The 18,486-nt window shown below is 51.4% G+C and carries 15 protein-coding genes and 1 riboswitch; of the genes, 11 read left to right on the top strand and 4 right to left on the bottom strand.

The window, feature by feature from the left end:
- Window positions 1–100 precede the first annotated feature (100 nt).
- The 5 genes from thrC (at window position 101) to BMZ51_RS03785 (ending at window position 7,739) form a co-directional block, all read left to right on the top strand.
- Window positions 101–1,507 (top strand): threonine synthase, encoded by a 1,407-nt coding sequence (gene thrC, locus BMZ51_RS03805; RefSeq protein WP_068005900.1) that lies wholly within the window; start codon window positions 101–103, stop codon window positions 1,505–1,507.
- Window positions 1,507–2,778 (top strand): M16 family metallopeptidase, encoded by a 1,272-nt coding sequence (locus BMZ51_RS03800; protein ID WP_068005901.1) that lies wholly within the window; start codon window positions 1,507–1,509, stop codon window positions 2,776–2,778. Before thrC ends, BMZ51_RS03800 begins: the two co-directional genes overlap by 1 nt.
- Window positions 2,779–2,842: 64 nt before the next feature.
- On the top strand, window positions 2,843–3,511 hold the full coding sequence (locus BMZ51_RS03795; RefSeq protein ID WP_068005903.1) for a GNAT family N-acetyltransferase: 669 nt from the start codon (window positions 2,843–2,845) through the stop codon (window positions 3,509–3,511).
- Between the two features lie 39 nt (window positions 3,512–3,550).
- Entirely contained in the window at window positions 3,551–6,481 is a 2,931-nt protein-coding gene (locus tag BMZ51_RS03790; RefSeq protein ID WP_068005905.1) for an EAL domain-containing protein, read from the top strand.
- A gap of 199 nt (window positions 6,482–6,680) precedes the next feature.
- Window positions 6,681–7,739: a D-alanyl-D-alanine carboxypeptidase family protein gene (locus tag BMZ51_RS03785; RefSeq protein ID WP_068005907.1), complete on the top strand. Its 1,059-nt coding sequence runs from the start codon at window positions 6,681–6,683 to the stop codon at window positions 7,737–7,739.
- A gap of 63 nt (window positions 7,740–7,802) precedes the next feature.
- Here BMZ51_RS03785 and BMZ51_RS03780 read toward each other — a convergent pair whose 3' ends face one another.
- From BMZ51_RS03780 to ispH, 4 genes are read right to left on the bottom strand one after another with little or no spacing between them, the layout of a single operon-like run.
- Window positions 7,803–8,732 (bottom strand): diacylglycerol/lipid kinase family protein, encoded by a 930-nt coding sequence (locus tag BMZ51_RS03780; RefSeq protein ID WP_068005910.1) that lies wholly within the window; start codon window positions 8,730–8,732, stop codon window positions 7,803–7,805.
- A gap of 25 nt (window positions 8,733–8,757) precedes the next feature.
- Window positions 8,758–9,210, bottom strand: a complete 453-nt coding sequence (gene rnhA, locus BMZ51_RS03775; protein ID WP_068005912.1) for a ribonuclease HI — start codon at window positions 9,208–9,210, stop codon at window positions 8,758–8,760.
- Window positions 9,207–10,172, bottom strand: a complete 966-nt coding sequence (locus tag BMZ51_RS03770; RefSeq protein ID WP_068005915.1) for a homoserine kinase — start codon at window positions 10,170–10,172, stop codon at window positions 9,207–9,209. The genes rnhA and BMZ51_RS03770 overlap by 4 nt, the downstream gene beginning before the upstream one ends.
- 2 nt (window positions 10,173–10,174) lie before the next feature.
- Window positions 10,175–11,170 (bottom strand): 4-hydroxy-3-methylbut-2-enyl diphosphate reductase, encoded by a 996-nt coding sequence (gene ispH, locus BMZ51_RS03765; RefSeq protein ID WP_175484986.1) that lies wholly within the window; start codon window positions 11,168–11,170, stop codon window positions 10,175–10,177.
- 209 nt (window positions 11,171–11,379) lie between these two features.
- On the opposite strand from ispH, the gene BMZ51_RS03760 reads away from it, so the two are divergent.
- From BMZ51_RS03760 to BMZ51_RS03735, 6 genes are all read left to right on the top strand, one after another.
- Window positions 11,380–11,967 carry a hypothetical protein gene (locus BMZ51_RS03760; protein ID WP_068006347.1) on the top strand — a complete coding sequence of 196 codons (588 nt, stop codon included), beginning with the start codon at window positions 11,380–11,382 and terminating at the stop codon, window positions 11,965–11,967.
- A 119-nt stretch (window positions 11,968–12,086) separates the two neighbouring features.
- Window positions 12,087–12,182, top strand: a riboswitch (glycine riboswitch).
- A gap of 199 nt (window positions 12,183–12,381) precedes the next feature.
- Complete coding sequence (gcvT, locus tag BMZ51_RS03755; protein ID WP_068005919.1) at window positions 12,382–13,524, top strand: glycine cleavage system aminomethyltransferase GcvT; 1,143 nt, start codon at window positions 12,382–12,384, stop codon at window positions 13,522–13,524.
- Between the two features lie 70 nt (window positions 13,525–13,594).
- Window positions 13,595–13,966, top strand: a complete 372-nt coding sequence (gene gcvH, locus BMZ51_RS03750; protein WP_068005921.1) for a glycine cleavage system protein GcvH — start codon at window positions 13,595–13,597, stop codon at window positions 13,964–13,966.
- Window positions 13,967–14,145: 179 nt separating this feature from the next.
- On the top strand, window positions 14,146–15,495 hold the full coding sequence (gene gcvPA, locus BMZ51_RS03745; RefSeq protein WP_068005922.1) for an aminomethyl-transferring glycine dehydrogenase subunit GcvPA: 1,350 nt from the start codon (window positions 14,146–14,148) through the stop codon (window positions 15,493–15,495).
- On the top strand, window positions 15,492–17,081 hold the full coding sequence (gene gcvPB, locus BMZ51_RS03740; protein WP_068005923.1) for an aminomethyl-transferring glycine dehydrogenase subunit GcvPB: 1,590 nt from the start codon (window positions 15,492–15,494) through the stop codon (window positions 17,079–17,081). Before gcvPA ends, gcvPB begins: the two co-directional genes overlap by 4 nt.
- A 196-nt stretch (window positions 17,082–17,277) precedes the next feature.
- Window positions 17,278–18,462 (top strand): glycosyltransferase family 61 protein, encoded by a 1,185-nt coding sequence (locus tag BMZ51_RS03735; RefSeq protein ID WP_208979241.1) that lies wholly within the window; start codon window positions 17,278–17,280, stop codon window positions 18,460–18,462.
- Window positions 18,463–18,486 lie beyond the last annotated feature (24 nt).

The following is an 18,486-nucleotide window of genomic DNA, read 5'->3' as shown; positions in this document are numbered from 1 at the left end:
GGGAATCTGTGTTCAGATTCCGGCAAAAACCTGATAAATACCAATAGGGTACGGCACTAAACTACCCCAAAATTCAGGTTATGCGAGAAGGGATGTAACCTTGAGATATGTAAGTACGCGCGGCGAAGCACCGGAACTCGATTTCTCTGAGGTGCTGCTCACGGGATTGGCACGCGATGGCGGCTTATATATTCCCAAGGAGTTCCCACAATTATCTGTTGAGGAAATTGCAGGGTTTGCAGGGAAACCTTATAGCGAAGTTGCGCTCAAGGTGATCGCGCCTTTTGTTGGCGATTCCATCCCTTACGACGATCTGAAAGAAATGATCGAAGAAGCCTATGCAAGCTTCTCGCATGAAGCTGTTACACCGCTTGTTCAGACAGCTCCAAACACATACGTTCTGGAACTCTTCCATGGCCCGACACTTGCGTTTAAAGATGTGGCAATGCAGCTGCTCGGGCGGTTGATGGATTATGTTCTTGCCAAAAAAGATGCACGGGCAACCATCATTGGCGCGACGTCTGGCGACACTGGCGGTGCAGCAATTGAAGCATTCCGTGGCCGCGAACGCACCGACGTGTTCATCTTGTTCCCAGAAGGGCGAGTGTCTTCCGTGCAGCAGCGTCAGATGACCACTGCAAAGGAAGCAAACATCCATGCACTGGCTATCAATGGCAACTTTGACGACTGTCAGGGCATCCTGAAAGACCTGTTTAATAACTTCCCGTTCCGTGAACGCGTTGGTTTGTCTGGTGTGAACTCTATCAACTGGGCACGGATTGTGGCGCAGGTCACCTACTACTTCACTGCTGCGGTATCTCTTGGTGCGCCGCACCGCAAAGTCTCTTTCACCGTGCCAACTGGCAACTTTGGCGACGTTTTTGCAGGCTATGTGGCAGCTCAGATGGGTCTGCCTATCGAAAAACTGGTGATCGCAACCAACACCAACGATATCCTCGCACGGACATTGGAAACCGGCCGTTACGAAACCCGTGGTGTTGTGGCAACAACTGCACCATCTATGGATATTCAGGTCTCATCTAACTTCGAGCGCCTGTTGTTTGCTGCAAACGACAAAGACGGCGCGACAGTTAAAAGCCAGATGGATAGCCTTAAGCAGTCCGGCGGTTTCTCGCTTTCGGAAAAAGCTCTGGGTTTCATCAAACAGAAGTTCGAAGCTGGTCGCGCAAGTGAAGAAGAAACTGCGCAGACCATCGCTGAAACGCTGAAGGAAAGTGGCTACCTGCTTGACCCGCACACAGCGGTCGCAATCCATGTCGCAAAAAGCCACAGCATAGATGAAATCCCAATGATTGTACTTTCAACAGCGCATCCGGCAAAGTTCCCTGCTGCGGTTGAAAACGCGTGTGGTGTCAATCCAGACCTACCAGCACACTTATCCGACCTCATGACGAGGACGGAAAAATTCGACGTGCTTCCAGCAGATGCGCTGGAAGTTGCAAAATTTGTTGAAGGCAATGCACGTGCCGTGAAAGCAGGCGTTTAATGGCGGTCAAACTAACTAAACTTGATAACGGACTGACTGTTGTTACTGATCAAATGGAATACCTCAAGACAACAGCTCTTGGGGTTTGGGTCAAAGCAGGTTCGCGCTCAGAAGGTGAACATGAGAACGGTATAACCCACCTGCTGGAGCACATGGCGTTCAAAGGGACGACCAAACGCAATGCGCGTGAGATCGCCGAAGAGATCGAAGCCGTTGGCGGTGAGATGAATGCCTCAACAAGTGTAGAACATACAAATTACTATGTTCGCACGCTGGCAGATGATGTTCCGCTGGGTTTGGATATTCTCTCCGATATCTTGCAGGATTCAATCATTGATGCCGATGAGTTGGCACGTGAGAAACATGTGATCCTTCAAGAAATTGGCGCAGCGCAAGATACGCCTGACGATCAGATCTTCGATATTCTGCTGGAAACCGCGTGGCCGAAACAGCCGCTGGGTCGCCCGATTCTGGGTACACCGGAAACAGTCAATAGCTTTTCTGCTGACGCCATTCGTGAATATGTAGCACGCAAATACACCGCCTCTGATATGGTGTTGGCTGCTGCTGGAGCTGTTGACCATGAGCACCTTGTTGAACTGGCAAACTCCAGCTTCTCCAAGCTTTCCGCCGATGCACCTGATTTAGACAACACCGCCTCTTATGTTGGTGGTGAAGGCTCGATAGAACGCGACCTGCAAGAGCTTCAGATCATTTTAGGCTTCGAAGGGCTGCCGTATCAGCACGAAGACTACTATGCAGTTCAGGTGCTGGCTTCGATTCTTGGTGGGGGCATGTCTTCCCGCTTGTTTCAGGAAGTGCGCGAAAAACGCGGCCTGTGTTATTCAGTCTACGCGTTCCACTGGGCCTTCGCTGACACCGGTTTCTTCGGCGTGCATGCTGCAACCGGACCAAACGATGCAGCAGAACTCACGGACGTGTTGGTTGAGCAGCTGAAAGAGATTGCAAAGGGCGTCACTGAACAAGAAGTTTCCCGCGCAAAAGCCCAGTTACGTGCTGGTCTGCTCATGGCGCTGGAAAGCCCGGCTGCCCGAGCAGGGCAAATTGCGCGTCAGGTGATGATTCACGGTCATCCTGTGGCTTTGGAAGAGTTGGAACGCCGCTTGAATGCAGTTTCAGCAGATCGTCTAAAGAAACTGTCCGCAACGTTGTTCACCTCAGATAACCCGACATTTGTGAAGGTGGGCCCAAAAGCCCCGATGCTTGATTATACTGAATTAAAAGCCCGTTTGTCAGGAACAGCGGCATAAGGCTGTTGCATAGTTGGTGACCCTTTCTGCATAATACAACTTTAGTGGATTGGGGAGATAAGTCGTGTCATTCTTTAAAACAAGCACATCTCCCCAATCCCTTTCAACACTAACCACTAAGCGCCTGTACTTGCGCACGCCCATTATGGCAGACTTTGCGCAATGGTCGGAGCTACGTTCTCAAAGCAGAGACTTTCTGCAACCCTGGGAACCCACATGGCCCTCGGATGATCTGACAAAAGCCTCCTTTAGAAAGCGGATAAGGCGCAGTAACCGGAATATCCGTGAAGGTAGCCAATATCCATTTTTCCTCTTCAACAACGAGAACGATGAACTGCTTGGTGGTTTGAACCTGTCCAACGTTCGGCGCGGTGTTTCTCAAACAACCTCCATGGGGTACTGGATGGGGGCTTCGTTTGCTGGAAACGGTTTTATGAAAGAAGCCGTTGCGCGGGTTTGCGAGTTTTGTTTCGAAACTTTGCACCTGCACCGACTTGAAGCTGCCTGCCTGCCAACAAATGAACCCTCCAAAGCACTCCTGAAGAAGGTTGGATTCTCTGAGCTGGGGTATGCGCCCTCGTATTTGTTCATCAATGGAATGTGGCAAGACCATATTTTATTTGGGAAAATCCGTGATTCAGAACCAATATTTGCCAAAGTCCTGCCACAATCAGAGGCAGATGGGGATAAATTGCTTGTAACAGAAGCTTCAACCATGAAACCGACGTCGTGACGATGTAATGATCTTCTCTAGGAATTCAATTAACTTGATATGATCGTGGAGAAGCCGGTGTCAGGGACTTATTGTCAGCGCGTGCAGAACATTTTTCAGGCCGTTCTGTTAAGCGTTCTCCTGCTCATTGTCGTTGCATCGCAAGCGATGGCTTTGGAGGCGATCGTTGTTCCAAAGGATGTTGATGCTCTTGATCTGACCAGCTCGGTCGATATCTACCCAAATACCAGCAAGAGCATTCAGGTTTCGACGGCGCCCGATTCAGATGGCATTGTTCGCCGTATCGAAGTGCGCTCCGTCGATGATAGTGCCAGTTCATGGGCCGTGTTTGCGCTCTCTAATCCGGGAGAGGAGCAAATCGACCGTTTGCTGGTTGCGCCCTACTACAAAATGACTGGCGGCGGTGTTCTCGTCCCGGACCTTGGTCAGCGGCGTATCGTTTCTCTAACGCCAAGTCAGGGCATTTCACCAATTCGCGAGCGCAGCACAGAAGCCGACATCTACAGGATCACGTTGGACCCTGGTGCAAACGTAACTTTTATCGCGGAAGTGAACACTCCGAGCTTACCGGAAATCCGGCTCTGGAAACCTGAAGCCTACAAAGACAATATCAACGCGTATACCTTGTATCGCGGGATCGTGCTTGGAATTGCGGGCCTGCTCGCGCTATTCCTTACGATCTTGTTCGTGGTGAAGGGAACAATCCTGTTTCCGGCGACAGCGGCGTTGGCCTGGACTGTTCTTGTTTACTTATGTATCGATTTTGGCTTTTGGAACCTCGTTTTCGGGCGAACGCTGGGAGATGATCAGCTTTATCGTGCGGTTGCAGAAATTAGCTTGACGGCTGCACTTGTCGTCTTCCTTTACGCCTACCTTGGCCTCAATCGCTGGCATATCCACTATACACACTTGGCCATCGGTTTGTTCATTACCGTTTTGAGCTTGTTTGGCTTAGCGCTTTGGGACCCGACCATTGCTGCTGGCATCTCTCGCATCTTGATGGGAGGTGTAGCAATTGCGGGCTTTGGTGTGATCTTGACGCTCACCGTAAGTGGCTTTGAACGCGCGATCATGCTGCTGCCCACCTGGTTCTTGTTCCTGGCATGGTTGTTTGCTGCATGGATGGCGACAACGGGCATATTACAAAGCGATCTGGTCCAGCCAGCTCTGGCAGGTGGCCTCGTTCTTTTTGTCCTGCTTTTAGGCTTCACGGTCATGCAACATGCATTCGCCGGATCGGGACTATCGCATAGTGTTGTCAGCGATGTAGAGCGCCGCGCACTGGCTCTTACGGGCTCTGGTGATATCATCTGGGACTGGGATGTGGACCGCGATAAGATCCATACTAGCGGCGGTCTGGAAGAAGCGCTCGGTATTAAACCGGGCTTACTGGACGGTCCTGCACGGCTTTGGCTGGAAATTTTGCACCCACAAGATCGCGACCTTTTTCGCGGGACCCTTGACGCTGTAATTGACCATCGTCGTGGCCGTGTGAACCAGTCGTTTCGTCTACGCGGCGAAGATGGTCATTACCGTTGGTTCAAAATGCGCGCGCGCCCTGTTCTCGGCTCTGATGGCGAAGTGATCCGCTGTGTTGGCACACTTCTGGATATTACTTCACAAAAGACAGCTGAAGAGCGGCTGATGCACGATGCAGTGCACGACAACCTGACAGGCTTGCCTAACCGCGAACTGTTTATGGACCGCTTCGTAGCAGCATTAGCGCGATATAAAGCAGAGGGCCGCGGCAATCCGACCGTAATTTTGATCGATCTGGATCGTTTTAAGCAGGTGAACGACAGCATTGGTCAAACAGCTGGCGATTCCATGTTGCTGACGGCCGCACGGCGTCTGTCTCGTTTGATTAAACCTCAAGATTCTCTGTCGCGGATTTCAGCCGATACCTTTGCTGTTTTGATGATCTCGGAACAAGACGCAACCCGCATCGCCTCCTTTGCAGATGAGCTGCGTAAATCCCTGCGTACTCCAGTCACGTTTGGAGATCAGGAAGTCTTCCTAACAGCCTCCATTGGCGCTTCGATTTTCGACGGTGGTCCTGAAAAGGCGACCGATCTCATGCGTGATGCTGAAATTGCTCTCAACCATGCCAAACGCCTTGGTGGAGACCGCATCGAGATCTTCCGTCCAACTCTAAAGCCTGTTGCAAGCAATACATTGACGCTTGATAATGATTTGCGTGCCGCGTTGGAGAAGGACGAGATCAAAGTCTACTTCCAGCCAATCGTGCGCCTTGCTGATAAAACCACAGCAGGTTTTGAAGCGCTTGCCCGTTGGGATCATCCAACCAGGGGTCTTGTGCCGCCATCTGAGTTCATCCCGATTGCTGAGCAAAGCGGTCTGATCAATGAACTTGGCTTGAGGGTCATGGAAAAAGGCGCCAGGCAGCTGGCTCAGTGGCAGCGAGAGTTTAAACACGCACTGCCGCTGTTTGTTTCCGTCAATATTTCATCTCGCCAGCTGCTCAAACCAGACTTGATCAACGACGTGAAGGCCGTTCTTGCCCGCACGGCTCTGACCCCTGGTTCGTTGAAGCTTGAGCTGACAGAATCTCTCGTCATGCAAAATCCGGAGTTCTCAGTCCAGGTGCTGGAACGACTCAAGGGTCTTGGCGCTGGCTTGTCGCTGGATGATTTCGGGACGGGTTACTCATCCCTAAGCTATCTGCAGCGTTTCCAGTTCGACACTATCAAGATCGACCAGTCCTTCGTGCGGCCAAACGGCCAGAGCGCTCGTCCGGTCATCCTGCGCACCATCGTGGCACTGGGTCATGATCTGGGTATGGAGGTGGTAGCAGAAGGGGCAGAGACAGAGTCAGATGCGCTGGAGCTCTTCCAACTTGGCTGCGAATACGTGCAGGGCTTCCATTTCGGCCAGCCAATGCGCGCTGCCGAAGCAGGCCGTATGCTCAAAGAGCAATTCGCCCAGCAGGACCGCAGCAGTCAGAGCTAAACCGAGCAGGGAACTTAAAAAGGTTTTGCGTGGTTTCAAAGAAAATTTGTAGGCACGCAGCTTTCACATGCTTGCCGAAGAAACTTTTTTAATCACTTGATGCCGATTTCCACTGTTAACTTAGACGCAGACATACTCGAGGCGGATTTCTAGGGCATCTGTTCGGGCTCTCTTTTCCCTATCTGAGATTAATAACTGCATGTTTTGTTTTGGTAACGAGCGTCAAAAACTCCGCGTTGCTTTGGGCTTCGTCCTAATTTCAACTGGTGCCCTGATACCAGCAAGCGCCACACCATCACTGGTGCTGAATCTGGATACGCAACAAGTCCTTTATGCTGAAGATGCTGGCGATCCATGGTACCCGGCGTCAACAACGAAGTTGATGACGGCCCTAGTAACTTTTGAAGCTCTTGCCAACAAAGAGGTCTTTCTTGAAACATCAGTGGTGATGTCTTCCAGAGCGATGAGGCAGGACTCTTTGAAGTCTGGGCTGGAAATCGGAAGTGTTATGACGCTCGAGGACGCGCTTTATGCGGTGCTCGTTGGGTCAGCCAATGATGTTGCGGTAGCGCTCGCTGAAAGTGTTGCAGGGAGCGAAGATGCATTCGCAGAGCGCATGAATGCCACAGCGCAGCGCCTTGGCATGACTGCAAGCCACTTTGTCAACGCCAATGGCTTGTTCGAGCGCACCCAGCAAATATCCGCACGTGATCTTGCCATTTTGGCGCGCGAAATCTATTTGGGTTTCCCGCAGTACCGTGATGTGTTCGCCACATCAAAAGTGCTCATTGATGGCGTAGAGATTAAATCTTACAATGAGTTGCTGACACGCCTCCCGGGGACAGTTGGCATGAAAACAGGCTTTGTTTGTTCCTCAGGCCGCAATATCGTTGCGCTTACAGATGAAAACGGACAGCGTTTATTGACTGTTGTTCTTGGCGCGACGACCGGCCGAGAGCGGAGTGAACGGGCAGCTAAGCTCTTAACTGAAGCGACAAATGGCGAACTAAGCCCCGATGGCAGGCAGCTTGATCAAATTGCCAACAACCTGCACCAACAGCCTGAAGACATGCGTAAACGGGTTTGTAGCAGCCAAAGTGCCGCCTACGAAGTGCGGCAGAATAAACGCTATCCAATGGGGATTGGGCGAAACAAGAGTTACTTGAAAGCAGCAGCAAAGCACAAAAGCCATAGCATCCACACTTGGAAGGTCTCTGTTGGTTTTGGCGGCCCGCTACCCAATCCCAAACCGAAATAACGCGAAGTAAAACAGTCTGCCGGTTCGGGTAGGTGTTTTTTGTAACCTGCTGGAAGAATTATTCTATTTGCCAGAAATGACCGTCAACTCGCAGTCGCCCACAGAGACCTCAAGCGGCGTGCCGCCAAACGGTTCTCCATCAATCTGAACTGCCGCTGCGCGATATGCATCGATGCGAGCTGATTTGATTTTCCGACATTCAACACTGCGCGACTTTGCAATTGTGCCCGTCAACAGGCGGCACCCATACTTGATCAATGCCCACAAACTATCATCTTTGAAGGTGAGCAGGTGCAACTGCCTCTCCAAGATGGAGGCATCAGGTGCTACCAGATGCTTGCCAGCATAGAATTGGCCATTGGTGATCAGTGCCATGGAACATTGTAGTTCCTCATCATCAGCGCGAACTTTAAAGCTACCTTTACGACGCGATAATGCCAGCTGCATGGCGATAAAGAGATAAGCAAATCGTCCATACTTTCGCTTCAAGCGCAAGGGAACGACATGGACGACCTCTGCATCAAAACCCGTTGAGGTGGAGAGAAAGAACGGACGCCCATTGGCATAGCCATTGTGAAGCTTGCGCACCTTGCCAGCAATAATGGTTTTCGCAATGTCCTCTGGCGTACTGGGTACACCGAGTTCATGAGCCAGTACATTAGCGGTGCCGAAGGGAATGATCGCCAGATGTGGCTTCATTCCGCGGCCAAGCATGGCAGAAGCAGCCTCGCTGACAGAAGCATCACCACCTGCGATCGCTAGTATGTCGGTGTTGAGATCTGGGTCAACGCAGGTTTCTGAGATTTCACTGGCGCGGTCGGTAAGCTTTAGCTCTACCTTCATGCCAACTTCTTCAAGGCACTTTATAATTTGAGTGATTTTTTTAAGCCGAAAAGAAGTTGCAGTCGGGTTGGCAAGAATGAGCACGCGCTTGGCTTTGCGCGTGTTCTTTCTCACTTCACCTTGAGCAGAGGCGGAAAGCTGGCTCTCCATAAAAACCTGTCCTCGACTTTGCAACTTACTTTCCGGGTTGGAAGGGTTTCATACCCTTGCGCGCAAGTTCATCAGCTTGTTCGTTTTCCTCATGGCCTGCATGGCCTTTCACCCAGTGCCATGCAACATCATGGCGTTGCGCGGCGGCATCCAAAAGTTGCCATAGGTCAGCATTTTTGACCGGAGAGTTAGAGGCCGTTCTCCAACCCTTACGTTTCCAGTTATGCATCCACTGCGTAATGCCGTTTTTGACGTAAGAGCTATCGGTGTAAAGATCCACAGAGCATGGGCGTTTTAATGAATCCAGCGCTTGAATAGCAGCCATCAATTCCATTCGGTTATTTGTGGTAGCAGGTTCCCCACCACACAACTCCTTTTCATGTTCGCCAAAGCGCAACAGAACGCCCCATCCACCGGGGCCGGGGTTGCCGGAGCACGCACCATCTGTCCAGATCTCAACACGTTTTGTATCGCTCATTTGTCCAGCCCGTATGCGCTGGCGTTTTCTACGCCGCGATGGAACCTGAGTTTGTGCAGGTATTCAAGTGGATTTTTAGGGACAACAAGTGCACCCTCAGGAACAGACAGCCAGTCATAAAGACGGGTCAGCAGAAAACGCAGAGCGGCCCCGCGGCACAGCAGTGGCAAATTGTCGAACTCCAAAGCGCTGAAGGGGCGTACGCTGCGATACCCTTCCAGCAAAGCACGTGCCTTGGTCACATTGAACATGCCATCATGTTCAAAACACCATGCATTGATGCAAATCGCTACATCATAAGCAAGCGCATCATTACAGGCGAAATAGAAGTCGATCAGACCAGAAAGGTCTTTGCCCAGATAAAACACATTGTCTGGAAAAAGGTCCGCATGAATGACGCCGCTTGGCAGGTCCCTAGGCCAAAGAGCCTGTAGCTCCTCAAGCTCTGCACTCAGCTCCTCTGCAAGACCGGTTTTGACTTCATGAGCGCGCTCACGGCTTGCATCAAGCAAAGGTGCCCACCCGTCAACGCTTAAGGAGTTGGGCCGCTTGATTGCAAAGTCAGCCCCAGCCAGATGCATACGTGCCATGCCCTTACCAAGCTCAGTACAATGTACAAGCTGTGGTTTACGCACCCACATACCATCCAGAAACGTCACCATGGCAGCTGGGCGACCTGCAAGTTCACCCAGCATTTTCCCATCGCGGTTTATCAGCGGAGTAGGGCAGTTGAGACCCTTGGCTGCAAGGTGTTGCATAAGCCCGAGGAAAAACGGCAGATCTTCTGGATCTACCCGTTTTTCGTAGAGTGTCAGGATATAATAACCCGTCTGCGTATGAACCAGATAGTTGGAATTCTCAACGCCTTCAGCAATGCCCTTGTAAGAGAGCAGATTGCCAATGTTGAAGCGGTCGATGAAGGCGCCCAGCTCTTCATCGGAAACATCGGTATATACAGCCATAACTATTCAGACGGGTTTGTTCCGCGAGGTGCTGGATCTTCCCGTAACTCTTTCGGTAGGTTGAATGAAATGTCTTCTTCAGCAGTTGTAACGGTTTCTAGCCTCACGTCAAAATGCTCGCGGAATGATTCAACAATTTCTTCAACGAGGATTTCTGGTGCAGATGCACCAGCAGTGATGCCAATCGTCTTTACACCCTCAAAGTCTCCCCAAGAGATCTCCGAGGCACGCTGGATAAGATATGCGTTTTTGCAACCTGCTCTTTCGCCAACTTCACGCAACCGCTTGGAGTTGGATGAGTTTGGCGCACCAACAACGATCATCGCATCACACTCAGGCGCAATCTGTTTGACTGCGTGCTGGCGATTGGTCGTGGCGTAACAGATGTCGTCCTTATGAGGCTTCGTAATGGTTGGGAAGCGCTGCTCTAAAATATCGACAATTTCTTTGGTGTCATCAACTGACAGCGTTGTCTGCGATATCCAGGCCAATTGGCGGGCTGTTTTGGGGATAAACAGGCGTGCATCCTCAGCGGTCTCAATAAGAGTCACACGTCCGTGCGGCAATTGTCCCATGGTGCCGATCACTTCCGGGTGGCCTTTATGGCCGATGAGCAGAATTTCCCGGTCACGTTTGTTATGCAAGATAGCTTCTTTGTGCACCTTGGAAACTAAGGGACAGGTCGCATCAAGAAAGAATAGATTGCGTAGCCGGGCAGCCTCTGGCACGGACTTCGGCACGCCATGTGCAGAGAAAATAACAGGACGATCATCCACGAGGATTTCATCCAGTTCCTCTACAAAAACAGCACCTTTATTCCGCAAGGATTCAACGACATACTTGTTGTGCACGATCTCGTGGCGCACGTAGACAGGGGCGCCATACTTCTCAAGAGCAAGGTCAACAATCTGGATTGCGCGATCAACACCGGCGCAAAAACCGCGTGGAGCGCAAAGAAGAATTTTGATCGGTGCCTTCTGGGTTGGCGTAACCTGCATGATGTATCCCTGAATTTTGACTTTGAGCAATTGAAGGATGTTGACTGCCTCTGTCAAGAAAAAGAGTTTTTTTCGGGTATGAACCTTCGATTTTCTCCAATTTTAATGCTGTTAATTTCTCACAAGGCCTTTCAGAGACCTGATGTATCTCGCCAATTGTGTTTGTGGCTGATATAGAAACAAAAACTGCAGATACATTTGGGATTCGTATGGTGGGCAATTTAGTGGCAAAATCACTGCTCAAGAAAACAGTACAGGCAATTCTTCTGGCAGGAATTGGAGTGTCTTTGACCGGTTGCGGCAGCTTTATGTCGTCTGATGGTGAATTGGAAAAGTCATCAGCAACACCGCCTGTAGCTGAAAATACCTTTGACCTATCCGTGTTGCAGGCACCCGCCGTGTGCCCGACCTTGCAGGAACTCTCCGGAACAACCATTCTGACGAAGTACCCGCGCGGTAAGGAAAAAACACCTGAGAACCTAAGCTACCAGGCAATCATTAAGGACTGGGCGCGCACCTGTCGGCGTTCTGGAACAAACTCTGCAATGAAGCTTGGTATCGCAGGCAACATCACTCCGGGCCCAGCTTGGAAGGGTGGCGAAATCCTTTTACCATTGCGAGTAGCAGTCACACAGGATGTGGGCGGCGAAGAAAAAACGATCTATTCCAAACTCTTTAATGTGCCTGTAACTTTGGGGTCAGGATCCCCGTCAGCTACTTGGGCATTTGTGGAAGAAAACATTATCCTTCCGAGTGAAAGAGGCCAAAGTGTTGTCTTTGGATTCGACGAAAACTAAAAAATAGGATAGTAAGACATCACTGTTTGGCGACACAATGTCGCACAAGCAGCTCTTGGTGACATGTTGCAGTCATCGAGAGGACGACATTCGCCAGGTCCTCAGGAGCTGGCGAGTGGTAAAACTGCGCGGGAGAGAATAACTCATACAGCTGGGTTATCGCCGAAGGAGCAACCGCCCCGGAAACTCTCAGGCAAAAGGACCGCACAGTAAGCAACACTCTGGAAAGCAGTGCCGGGCGCACGTAGTCCAATTGGATCGCGCGTCAAGGCACTCACCGAAGGAGTAATCGTTCTGGTCAAAGGTGATCAGAGCGGGAAATCTCTCAGGTTGTCGAGACAGAGGGGGCGTGCTCGGCCATTCCAATTTGTGGAACGGCTTATGATGTGTACGCTACTGTCTTGAGAGGGCCGTATGGCTGAAGCTGCTGATCTGCTACAAACACCACTTTTCGATCTACATAACGAATTAGGCGCTAAGATGGTGCCGTTCGCTGGCTACCAGATGCCAGTGCAATACCCGCTTGGTGTTTTAAAAGAACATCTCTTCACCCGCGAGAGTGCAGGGCTTTTTGATGTCTCTCATATGGGGCAGGCATGGCTTGTGGGACCAGATCACGAAACCACAGCCAGAGCACTTGAAGCGCTCGTTCCTTCCAATATGAAGGAGCTTAAGCCGGGCAAACAACGCTACACCGTTCTGCTGAATGATTATGGAAACATCACTGACGACCTCATGGTCTCTCGTCCCTTGGCGGCAGAAGATGATGGCCGGCTCATGCTTGTGGTGAATGCTGCCTGTAAAGACAACGATTACAAAATCATAGCAGCCGCTCTTCCAGACAACGTGAAGCTAGAGATTGTTGAAGACCGTGCTTTGCTTGCGCTGCAAGGTCCAAAAGCTGCGGAAGTCATGGCTCTTCATGCTCCAGAAGCCGCACAGATGGGCTTCATGGAAGCGCGTCCACTGGAATTTGATGGCATTTCCGTTATCGCCTCGCGCTCCGGCTACACCGGTGAAGATGGTTACGAGATTTCCATCCCTGCAGGTGCAGCTGAAGCTGTTGCAAAAGCACTGCTCGCCGATGAGCGCGTGCAGGCAATTGGTCTTGGCGCACGCGATAGCCTTCGCCTTGAAGCTGGCCTTTGCCTTTATGGCCACGATATAGACGAAAACACCACTCCTGTGGAAGGCAATATCACCTTCTGTATGCAAAAACGCCGCAAAGAAGCCGGTGATTTTCCAGGAGGAGCACGCGTGCTGAAACAGCTGGCAGAAGGCACCAACACCATTCGTGTCGGCTTGAAGTTGGAAGGTCGCGCTCCAGCACGTGAAGGTGCAGAAATTCGCGTTCCAGGGACGCAAGAGGTTATTGGTCGTGTCACATCAGGTGGCTTCGCGCCGACACTGGGCGCCCCAATTGCGATGGGTTACGTGCCCTCCAACCTTGCAGAAATCGGGACCGAATTGGAACTCGTGGTGCGTGGTCGTGCGCTTGCTGCCAAAGTCTCTGCAATGCCATTTGTGGCACAGCGTTACTACCGCAAACCAAAATAATAACGGAGCAGGCCCAAGCCTGCCCCGTGTCAATGTTCATCAGAATTACGACAGTGTAGGGAACACTAAAATGAGCACATATTTCACAAAAGACCACGAATGGCTGTTGGTTGAGGGAGATGTCGCAACGGTTGGTATTACCGACTTTGCGCAAAGCCAGTTGGGCGATGTTGTGTATGTCGAGCTGCCAGAAAGCGGCAAGAACGTTGCGCAAAATGATGAAGTTGCAGTTGTGGAATCTGTGAAGGCTGCCTCTGAAGTATATGCACCTGTAGACGGCGAAATTGTCGAGGGCAACGAACTCCTCGTTGATGAGCCAGCCAAAGTAAATGAAGAGCCAGAAGGCGCTGCATGGTTCTTTAAAATCAAGCTTGGAAATACTACCCAGCTTGAAGAACTGATGAGCGAAGCCGACTACAAAGCCTTCGTAGAAACGCTTTAAGCCTCACGCGTATTCCCGGCAAGTGAACTCAACTTAATGGGATCAAAGACGCACTAGGCGAACAGCTTTTCATCTTCTGCCGCGTGCCTCCAACCCGGTGAGTGCGTGGCAGGACCAAGCAAAAGTGGAAAGAGCGCTTTTGCTGCATTGTGCATCAGACGATCTGATGGAGAGAGAACATGCGGTACCTTCCGCTTTCAGACAACGACCGCGCCGACATGCTGACGCGTATCGGTGCAGACTCAATCGATGAGCTTTTTGCCGATATCCCAGAGGCCGTTCGCCTTGAAGAACTGACAACCTTGCCGCGACGCAAGACTGAGATGCAGGTTGAGCGTCAGCTCAGCGCATTAGCGAACAAGAATGTCAGTGCCGGATCACTCCCGTTTTTTGTCGGGGCCGGGGCGTACAAACACCACATTCCTGCGACCGTCGATCACCTGATCCAGCGCTCTGAGTTTCTGACCAGCTATACTCCGTATCAGCCAGAGATTACGCAGGGCACGCTGCAGGCTCTCTTTGAGTTCCAGACACAAGTTGCAAACCTGACTGGAATGGACGTGGCAAATGCGTCTATGTACGATGGCTCAACTGGCACCGCAGAAGCCGTCTTGATGGCACATCGTGTGACCCGCAAGAAAAAGGCAATTCTCTCCGGTGGACTACACCCGCAGTACCGTGAAGTGGTTGAAGGCATTACGCGCAAACTTCCAGGTGGCTCAGTTGTTTCTCTGCCAGCCGACCCAATGGGTACAGAAGATATTCTGGCGCAGATCGATGACGAAACCTCCTGTGTGGTTGTTCAGTCTCCCTCCTTTTATGGTCAGTTGATTGACTTAAAGCCGATTGCTGAAAAGGCACACGCCCACAAAGCGTTGCTTATTGCTGTGTTCACCGAAGTGGTTTCCCTCGGTCTTTTGGAAAGCCCGGGTGCTCAGGGTTCTGACATCGTGGTTGGCGAAGGCCAGTCCATCGGCAATCCACTCACTTTTGGTGGTCCATACGTCGGTCTGTTCGCAACCCGCCAAAAATACATCCGCAACATGCCAGGGCGCCTGTGTGGTGAAACGGTTGATGCAGAAGGCCGACGCGGTTTTGTGCTCACACTTTCCACGCGTGAACAGCATATTCGCCGTGATAAGGCGACCTCTAACATCTGCACCAACTCCGGCCTGTGCTGTTTGGCGTTCACAATTCATATGACGCTTCTTGGCGGTTCTGGCTTGGCAAAACTTGCCCGTATCAACCACATGAACGCGGTAAAGCTCGCTGATGCGTTAAATGCAGTTGAGGGTGTCGATGTGCTCAACGATGCTTTCTTCAACGAATTCACCATTCGTGTACCAGCAGATGCCAATGATGTCATTGAAGCTCTCGCTGTGAATGGTGTTCTTGGTGGCGTCCCGGTCTCTCGCTTGGAACAGGGCAATCCTGAGCTGAATAACCTGATTGTGGTGGCAAACACCGAAGTCAACACAGATGAAGATCGTGCGGCCTTTGTGGACGCGCTGAAGGAGGTGCTGGCATGACTATGAACCATCAGGGGCGTTCGACAAGTGCTGGTGAAGCTGGTCGCTCTGCATCACATCAGACCTTTACAGGCAACCGCGCACTGGACATGGAAGAGCCGCTTATCTTTGAGATCGGCCACATGGACAATTGTGGTGTGGATCTGGATGAGACAGCAGACTTTGCACCTCGCTTAGGCAGTCATATGCGCCAGGAAATTGTCGACCTGCCGGCGCTCTCAGAGCCAGAGACGATGCGCCATTACGTGCGCTTGTCTCGCAATAACTATGCAATTGACGCAGGCCTGTATCCTCTTGGGTCCTGCACCATGAAGCATAACCCGCGCCTCAATGAAAAGATGGCACGTTTACCGGGGTTTGCAGATATTCACCCATTACAGCCAATTTCAACTGTTCCAGGGGCTTTTGAGCTGATTTCGGAACTGGCTGATTGGTTGATGGAACTCACCGGAACCAACGCTGTGGCGATGAGTCCGAAAGCGGGCGCGCATGGTGAGCAGTGCGGCATGATGGCGATCAAACATGCGATTGCTGCAAAGGGTGAAGAACGGTCTATCGTACTGGTTCCAGAAAGTGCGCACGGCACCAATCCGGCAACCGCTGCTTTGGTTGGTTACAAGGTTGTTTCCATTCCAGCGCGTGACGATGGTACGGTAAGCGTGGATGCGGTCGTCGAAAAGATCGAAGCCCATGCGGGGCAGGTCGCAGCTTTGATGCTCACCAACCCAAATACCTGTGGTCTATTCGAGCCGGAAGTAATTGAGATTGCAAATGCGATCCATGAAGCTGGCGGATACTTCTACTGCGACGGCGCAAACTTCAATGCGATTGTTGGTAAGGCAAAGCCCGGTGACCTTGGTATCGATGCTATGCACATCAACCTGCACAAAACCTTTTCCACGCCGCACGGCGGGGGTGGTCCAGGTTCTGGCCCGGTTGTGCTGTCTGATCGTCTGGCACCTTACGCACCACTTCCGTTCATTCGTAAGAATAACGAGGAACTTGAGGTTGTCGAGACCACTGATCAATTGCAAGGCAATGAACAGCCCTTTGGCCGTATGACTGCTTTCTTTGGTCAGATGGGCATGTATGTGCGTGCACTCTCCTACATGATGTCTCATGGCTCTGATGGCTTGAAACAGGCATCAGAGGACGCTGTGCTGAATGCAAACTACATCCGTGTTGGCCTGCAAGACCTGATGACCCTGCCATTTGGCGAAAAGCCGTGCATGCATGAAGTTCTGTTTGATGACAGCTTCCTCAATGACACTGGCGTTTCCACTCTGGACTTCGCCAAAGCGATGATTGACGAAGGTTATCACCCGATGACCATGTACTTCCCACTGGTTGTAAGCGGTGCAATGTTGATTGAGCCGACCGAAAGCGAAAGCCGGGCTTCACTCGACCTGTTCGTTGCAACCATGCGCGATCTGGTTATGAGTGCAAAGGCTGGAGACACGGGCCGCTTCGAGGGTGCTCCTTATCTTGCTCCGCGTCGGCGTCTGGATGAAACCACTGCAGCGCGCAAGCCAATCCTGAAGTGGGTGGCTCCAGAGCCAACCAAAGTGCAGCCTGAAACCGCTTAACGAAGCGCTACTTAAAAAACGAAAGCCCAGCCTCCTTCTCAAAGAGGCTGGGCTTTTTTGTAGGCCACACAACTCAAGGGAGGTCACTGGCTTTACTCCTGTGAAAAATCGTGGGTTATAAAGCGCGGATATTGGTCACGCTGGAGCAGGTATACGGTCGTTTCTTGCCTTACAATGATCTATGGATGAGGTGGAAATGCGCAAAGCTCCTAAGTGGCGCAGTTGGCTGCCAACGGGCCGACAGCTCCGGTTTTCGATGCAATCAAGCCTTGTCAGAAACGTCCCTTCCATTGGTTATCGCTATAACTATTTTCAAGATGACGCTAACTTGCAGCGCGCGCCTAATAAGCTTCTGCTCACGACACACGAAACAAGCGCCCGTGACCTACCCATTGAGTTGCGGTCGTTTTTCCAAGAGCATGGCGCGTTGGAGCAAAGTCGCTACCCCTTGCCAATAACCCAGGCAGGACACACAAAGCTGCGATTGTATAAACTGGCTGAAACGCTGGTTTTAGGAAGCACCGGTGCAACGGTGTTGAAGGCTCAGCATCGCCAAATAGAGGCAGCTGCGCCAAACACTATGCGCTTTGCAAAGCTCAAAGACAGAACCATCGAGACAGCGGCAATCAATATGCTCGGGATGGCGGCAGGTCACCGCCATTATTACCACTTTTTATGCGATGTTGTCTTTCCATTGCTGTTCTTGTTAGAGCATCTGGAACCAAGATCGTTTCCTATAAAGGTTCTGGTTCGCGAGAAACTTCCAGAGTTTCAACGCGAGTTTTACGCCCATTTAGCCCGCACGCTTCCCCGCCTCACCATTGAAGAATGCAAAGCCAACGAGCGAGTTCACTGCAAGGTTTTGTACCATTGCACCCCCTCAGTAAACTGCGAACACAGGGCCCCGGCCAGCGAACAGGCAGCTTCTGTGGTTGCCTCCCACTATCTTGCTGCCTACAGCATAAACTCACAGAAAACGCCACTTACAAAGCTCTATGTTGCGCGCAAGGATGCAAAAACCCGCAGAATTTTGAATGAAAAATCGCTTATCGAACAACTAGAAGCACGGGGTTTCCAAACGATCATACCCGGCCAGTTAAGCCATGAAGAGCAGGTAGACGTGTTCAATAATGCGAAAGTGACGGTCGGCACCCATGGTGCAGGGCTAACAAACGTGTTGTTTTGCCAGTCAGGTAGCAAATTGATCGAGATTTTTCCAGCTGACTACATCCAAAGTGCCTATGCATGGCTAGCGCATGTCAGGGGTCTGAAATACGCCCCCGTCATAGGGGAGAGGAGCAGAGCCCATCAGCATTTTTCTCTGTCTCAAAATGCGATTGGGCAGATCTTGAATGAAGTAGATGCAGTAGAGTTTGCTTAAGCACCCTTAAAAGACGCAGGCGTG

Source organism: Pseudovibrio axinellae (assembly GCF_900110875.1).
Taxonomy (GTDB): Bacteria; Pseudomonadota; Alphaproteobacteria; order Rhizobiales; family Stappiaceae; genus Pseudovibrio; species Pseudovibrio axinellae.
This window is presented reverse-complemented; position numbering and strand designations above follow the sequence as displayed.

What these genes read in the sequence shown, in the direction of transcription:
- BMZ51_RS03760 (WP_068006347.1), top strand. Translation starts at nt 11,380, where the DNA reads ATGGTGGGCAATTTAGTGGCAAAATCACTGCTCAAGAAAACAGTACAG.
- ispH (WP_175484986.1), bottom strand. Translation starts at nt 11,170, where the DNA reads ATGCAGGTTACGCCAACCCAGAAGGCACCGATCAAAATTCTTCTTTGC.
- gcvPB (WP_068005923.1), top strand. Translation starts at nt 15,492, where the DNA reads ATGACTATGAACCATCAGGGGCGTTCGACAAGTGCTGGTGAAGCTGGT.
- BMZ51_RS03735 (WP_208979241.1), top strand. Translation starts at nt 17,278, where the DNA reads ATGCGCAAAGCTCCTAAGTGGCGCAGTTGGCTGCCAACGGGCCGACAG.
- BMZ51_RS03785 (WP_068005907.1), top strand. Translation starts at nt 6,681, where the DNA reads ATGTTTTGTTTTGGTAACGAGCGTCAAAAACTCCGCGTTGCTTTGGGC.
- rnhA (WP_068005912.1), bottom strand. Translation starts at nt 9,210, where the DNA reads ATGAGCGATACAAAACGTGTTGAGATCTGGACAGATGGTGCGTGCTCC.
- BMZ51_RS03770 (WP_068005915.1), bottom strand. Translation starts at nt 10,172, where the DNA reads ATGGCTGTATATACCGATGTTTCCGATGAAGAGCTGGGCGCCTTCATC.
- BMZ51_RS03800 (WP_068005901.1), top strand. Translation starts at nt 1,507, where the DNA reads ATGGCGGTCAAACTAACTAAACTTGATAACGGACTGACTGTTGTTACT.
- BMZ51_RS03790 (WP_068005905.1), top strand. Translation starts at nt 3,551, where the DNA reads ATGATCGTGGAGAAGCCGGTGTCAGGGACTTATTGTCAGCGCGTGCAG.
- gcvH (WP_068005921.1), top strand. Translation starts at nt 13,595, where the DNA reads ATGAGCACATATTTCACAAAAGACCACGAATGGCTGTTGGTTGAGGGA.
- gcvT (WP_068005919.1), top strand. Translation starts at nt 12,382, where the DNA reads ATGGCTGAAGCTGCTGATCTGCTACAAACACCACTTTTCGATCTACAT.
- BMZ51_RS03780 (WP_068005910.1), bottom strand. Translation starts at nt 8,732, where the DNA reads ATGGAGAGCCAGCTTTCCGCCTCTGCTCAAGGTGAAGTGAGAAAGAAC.
- gcvPA (WP_068005922.1), top strand. Translation starts at nt 14,146, where the DNA reads ATGCGGTACCTTCCGCTTTCAGACAACGACCGCGCCGACATGCTGACG.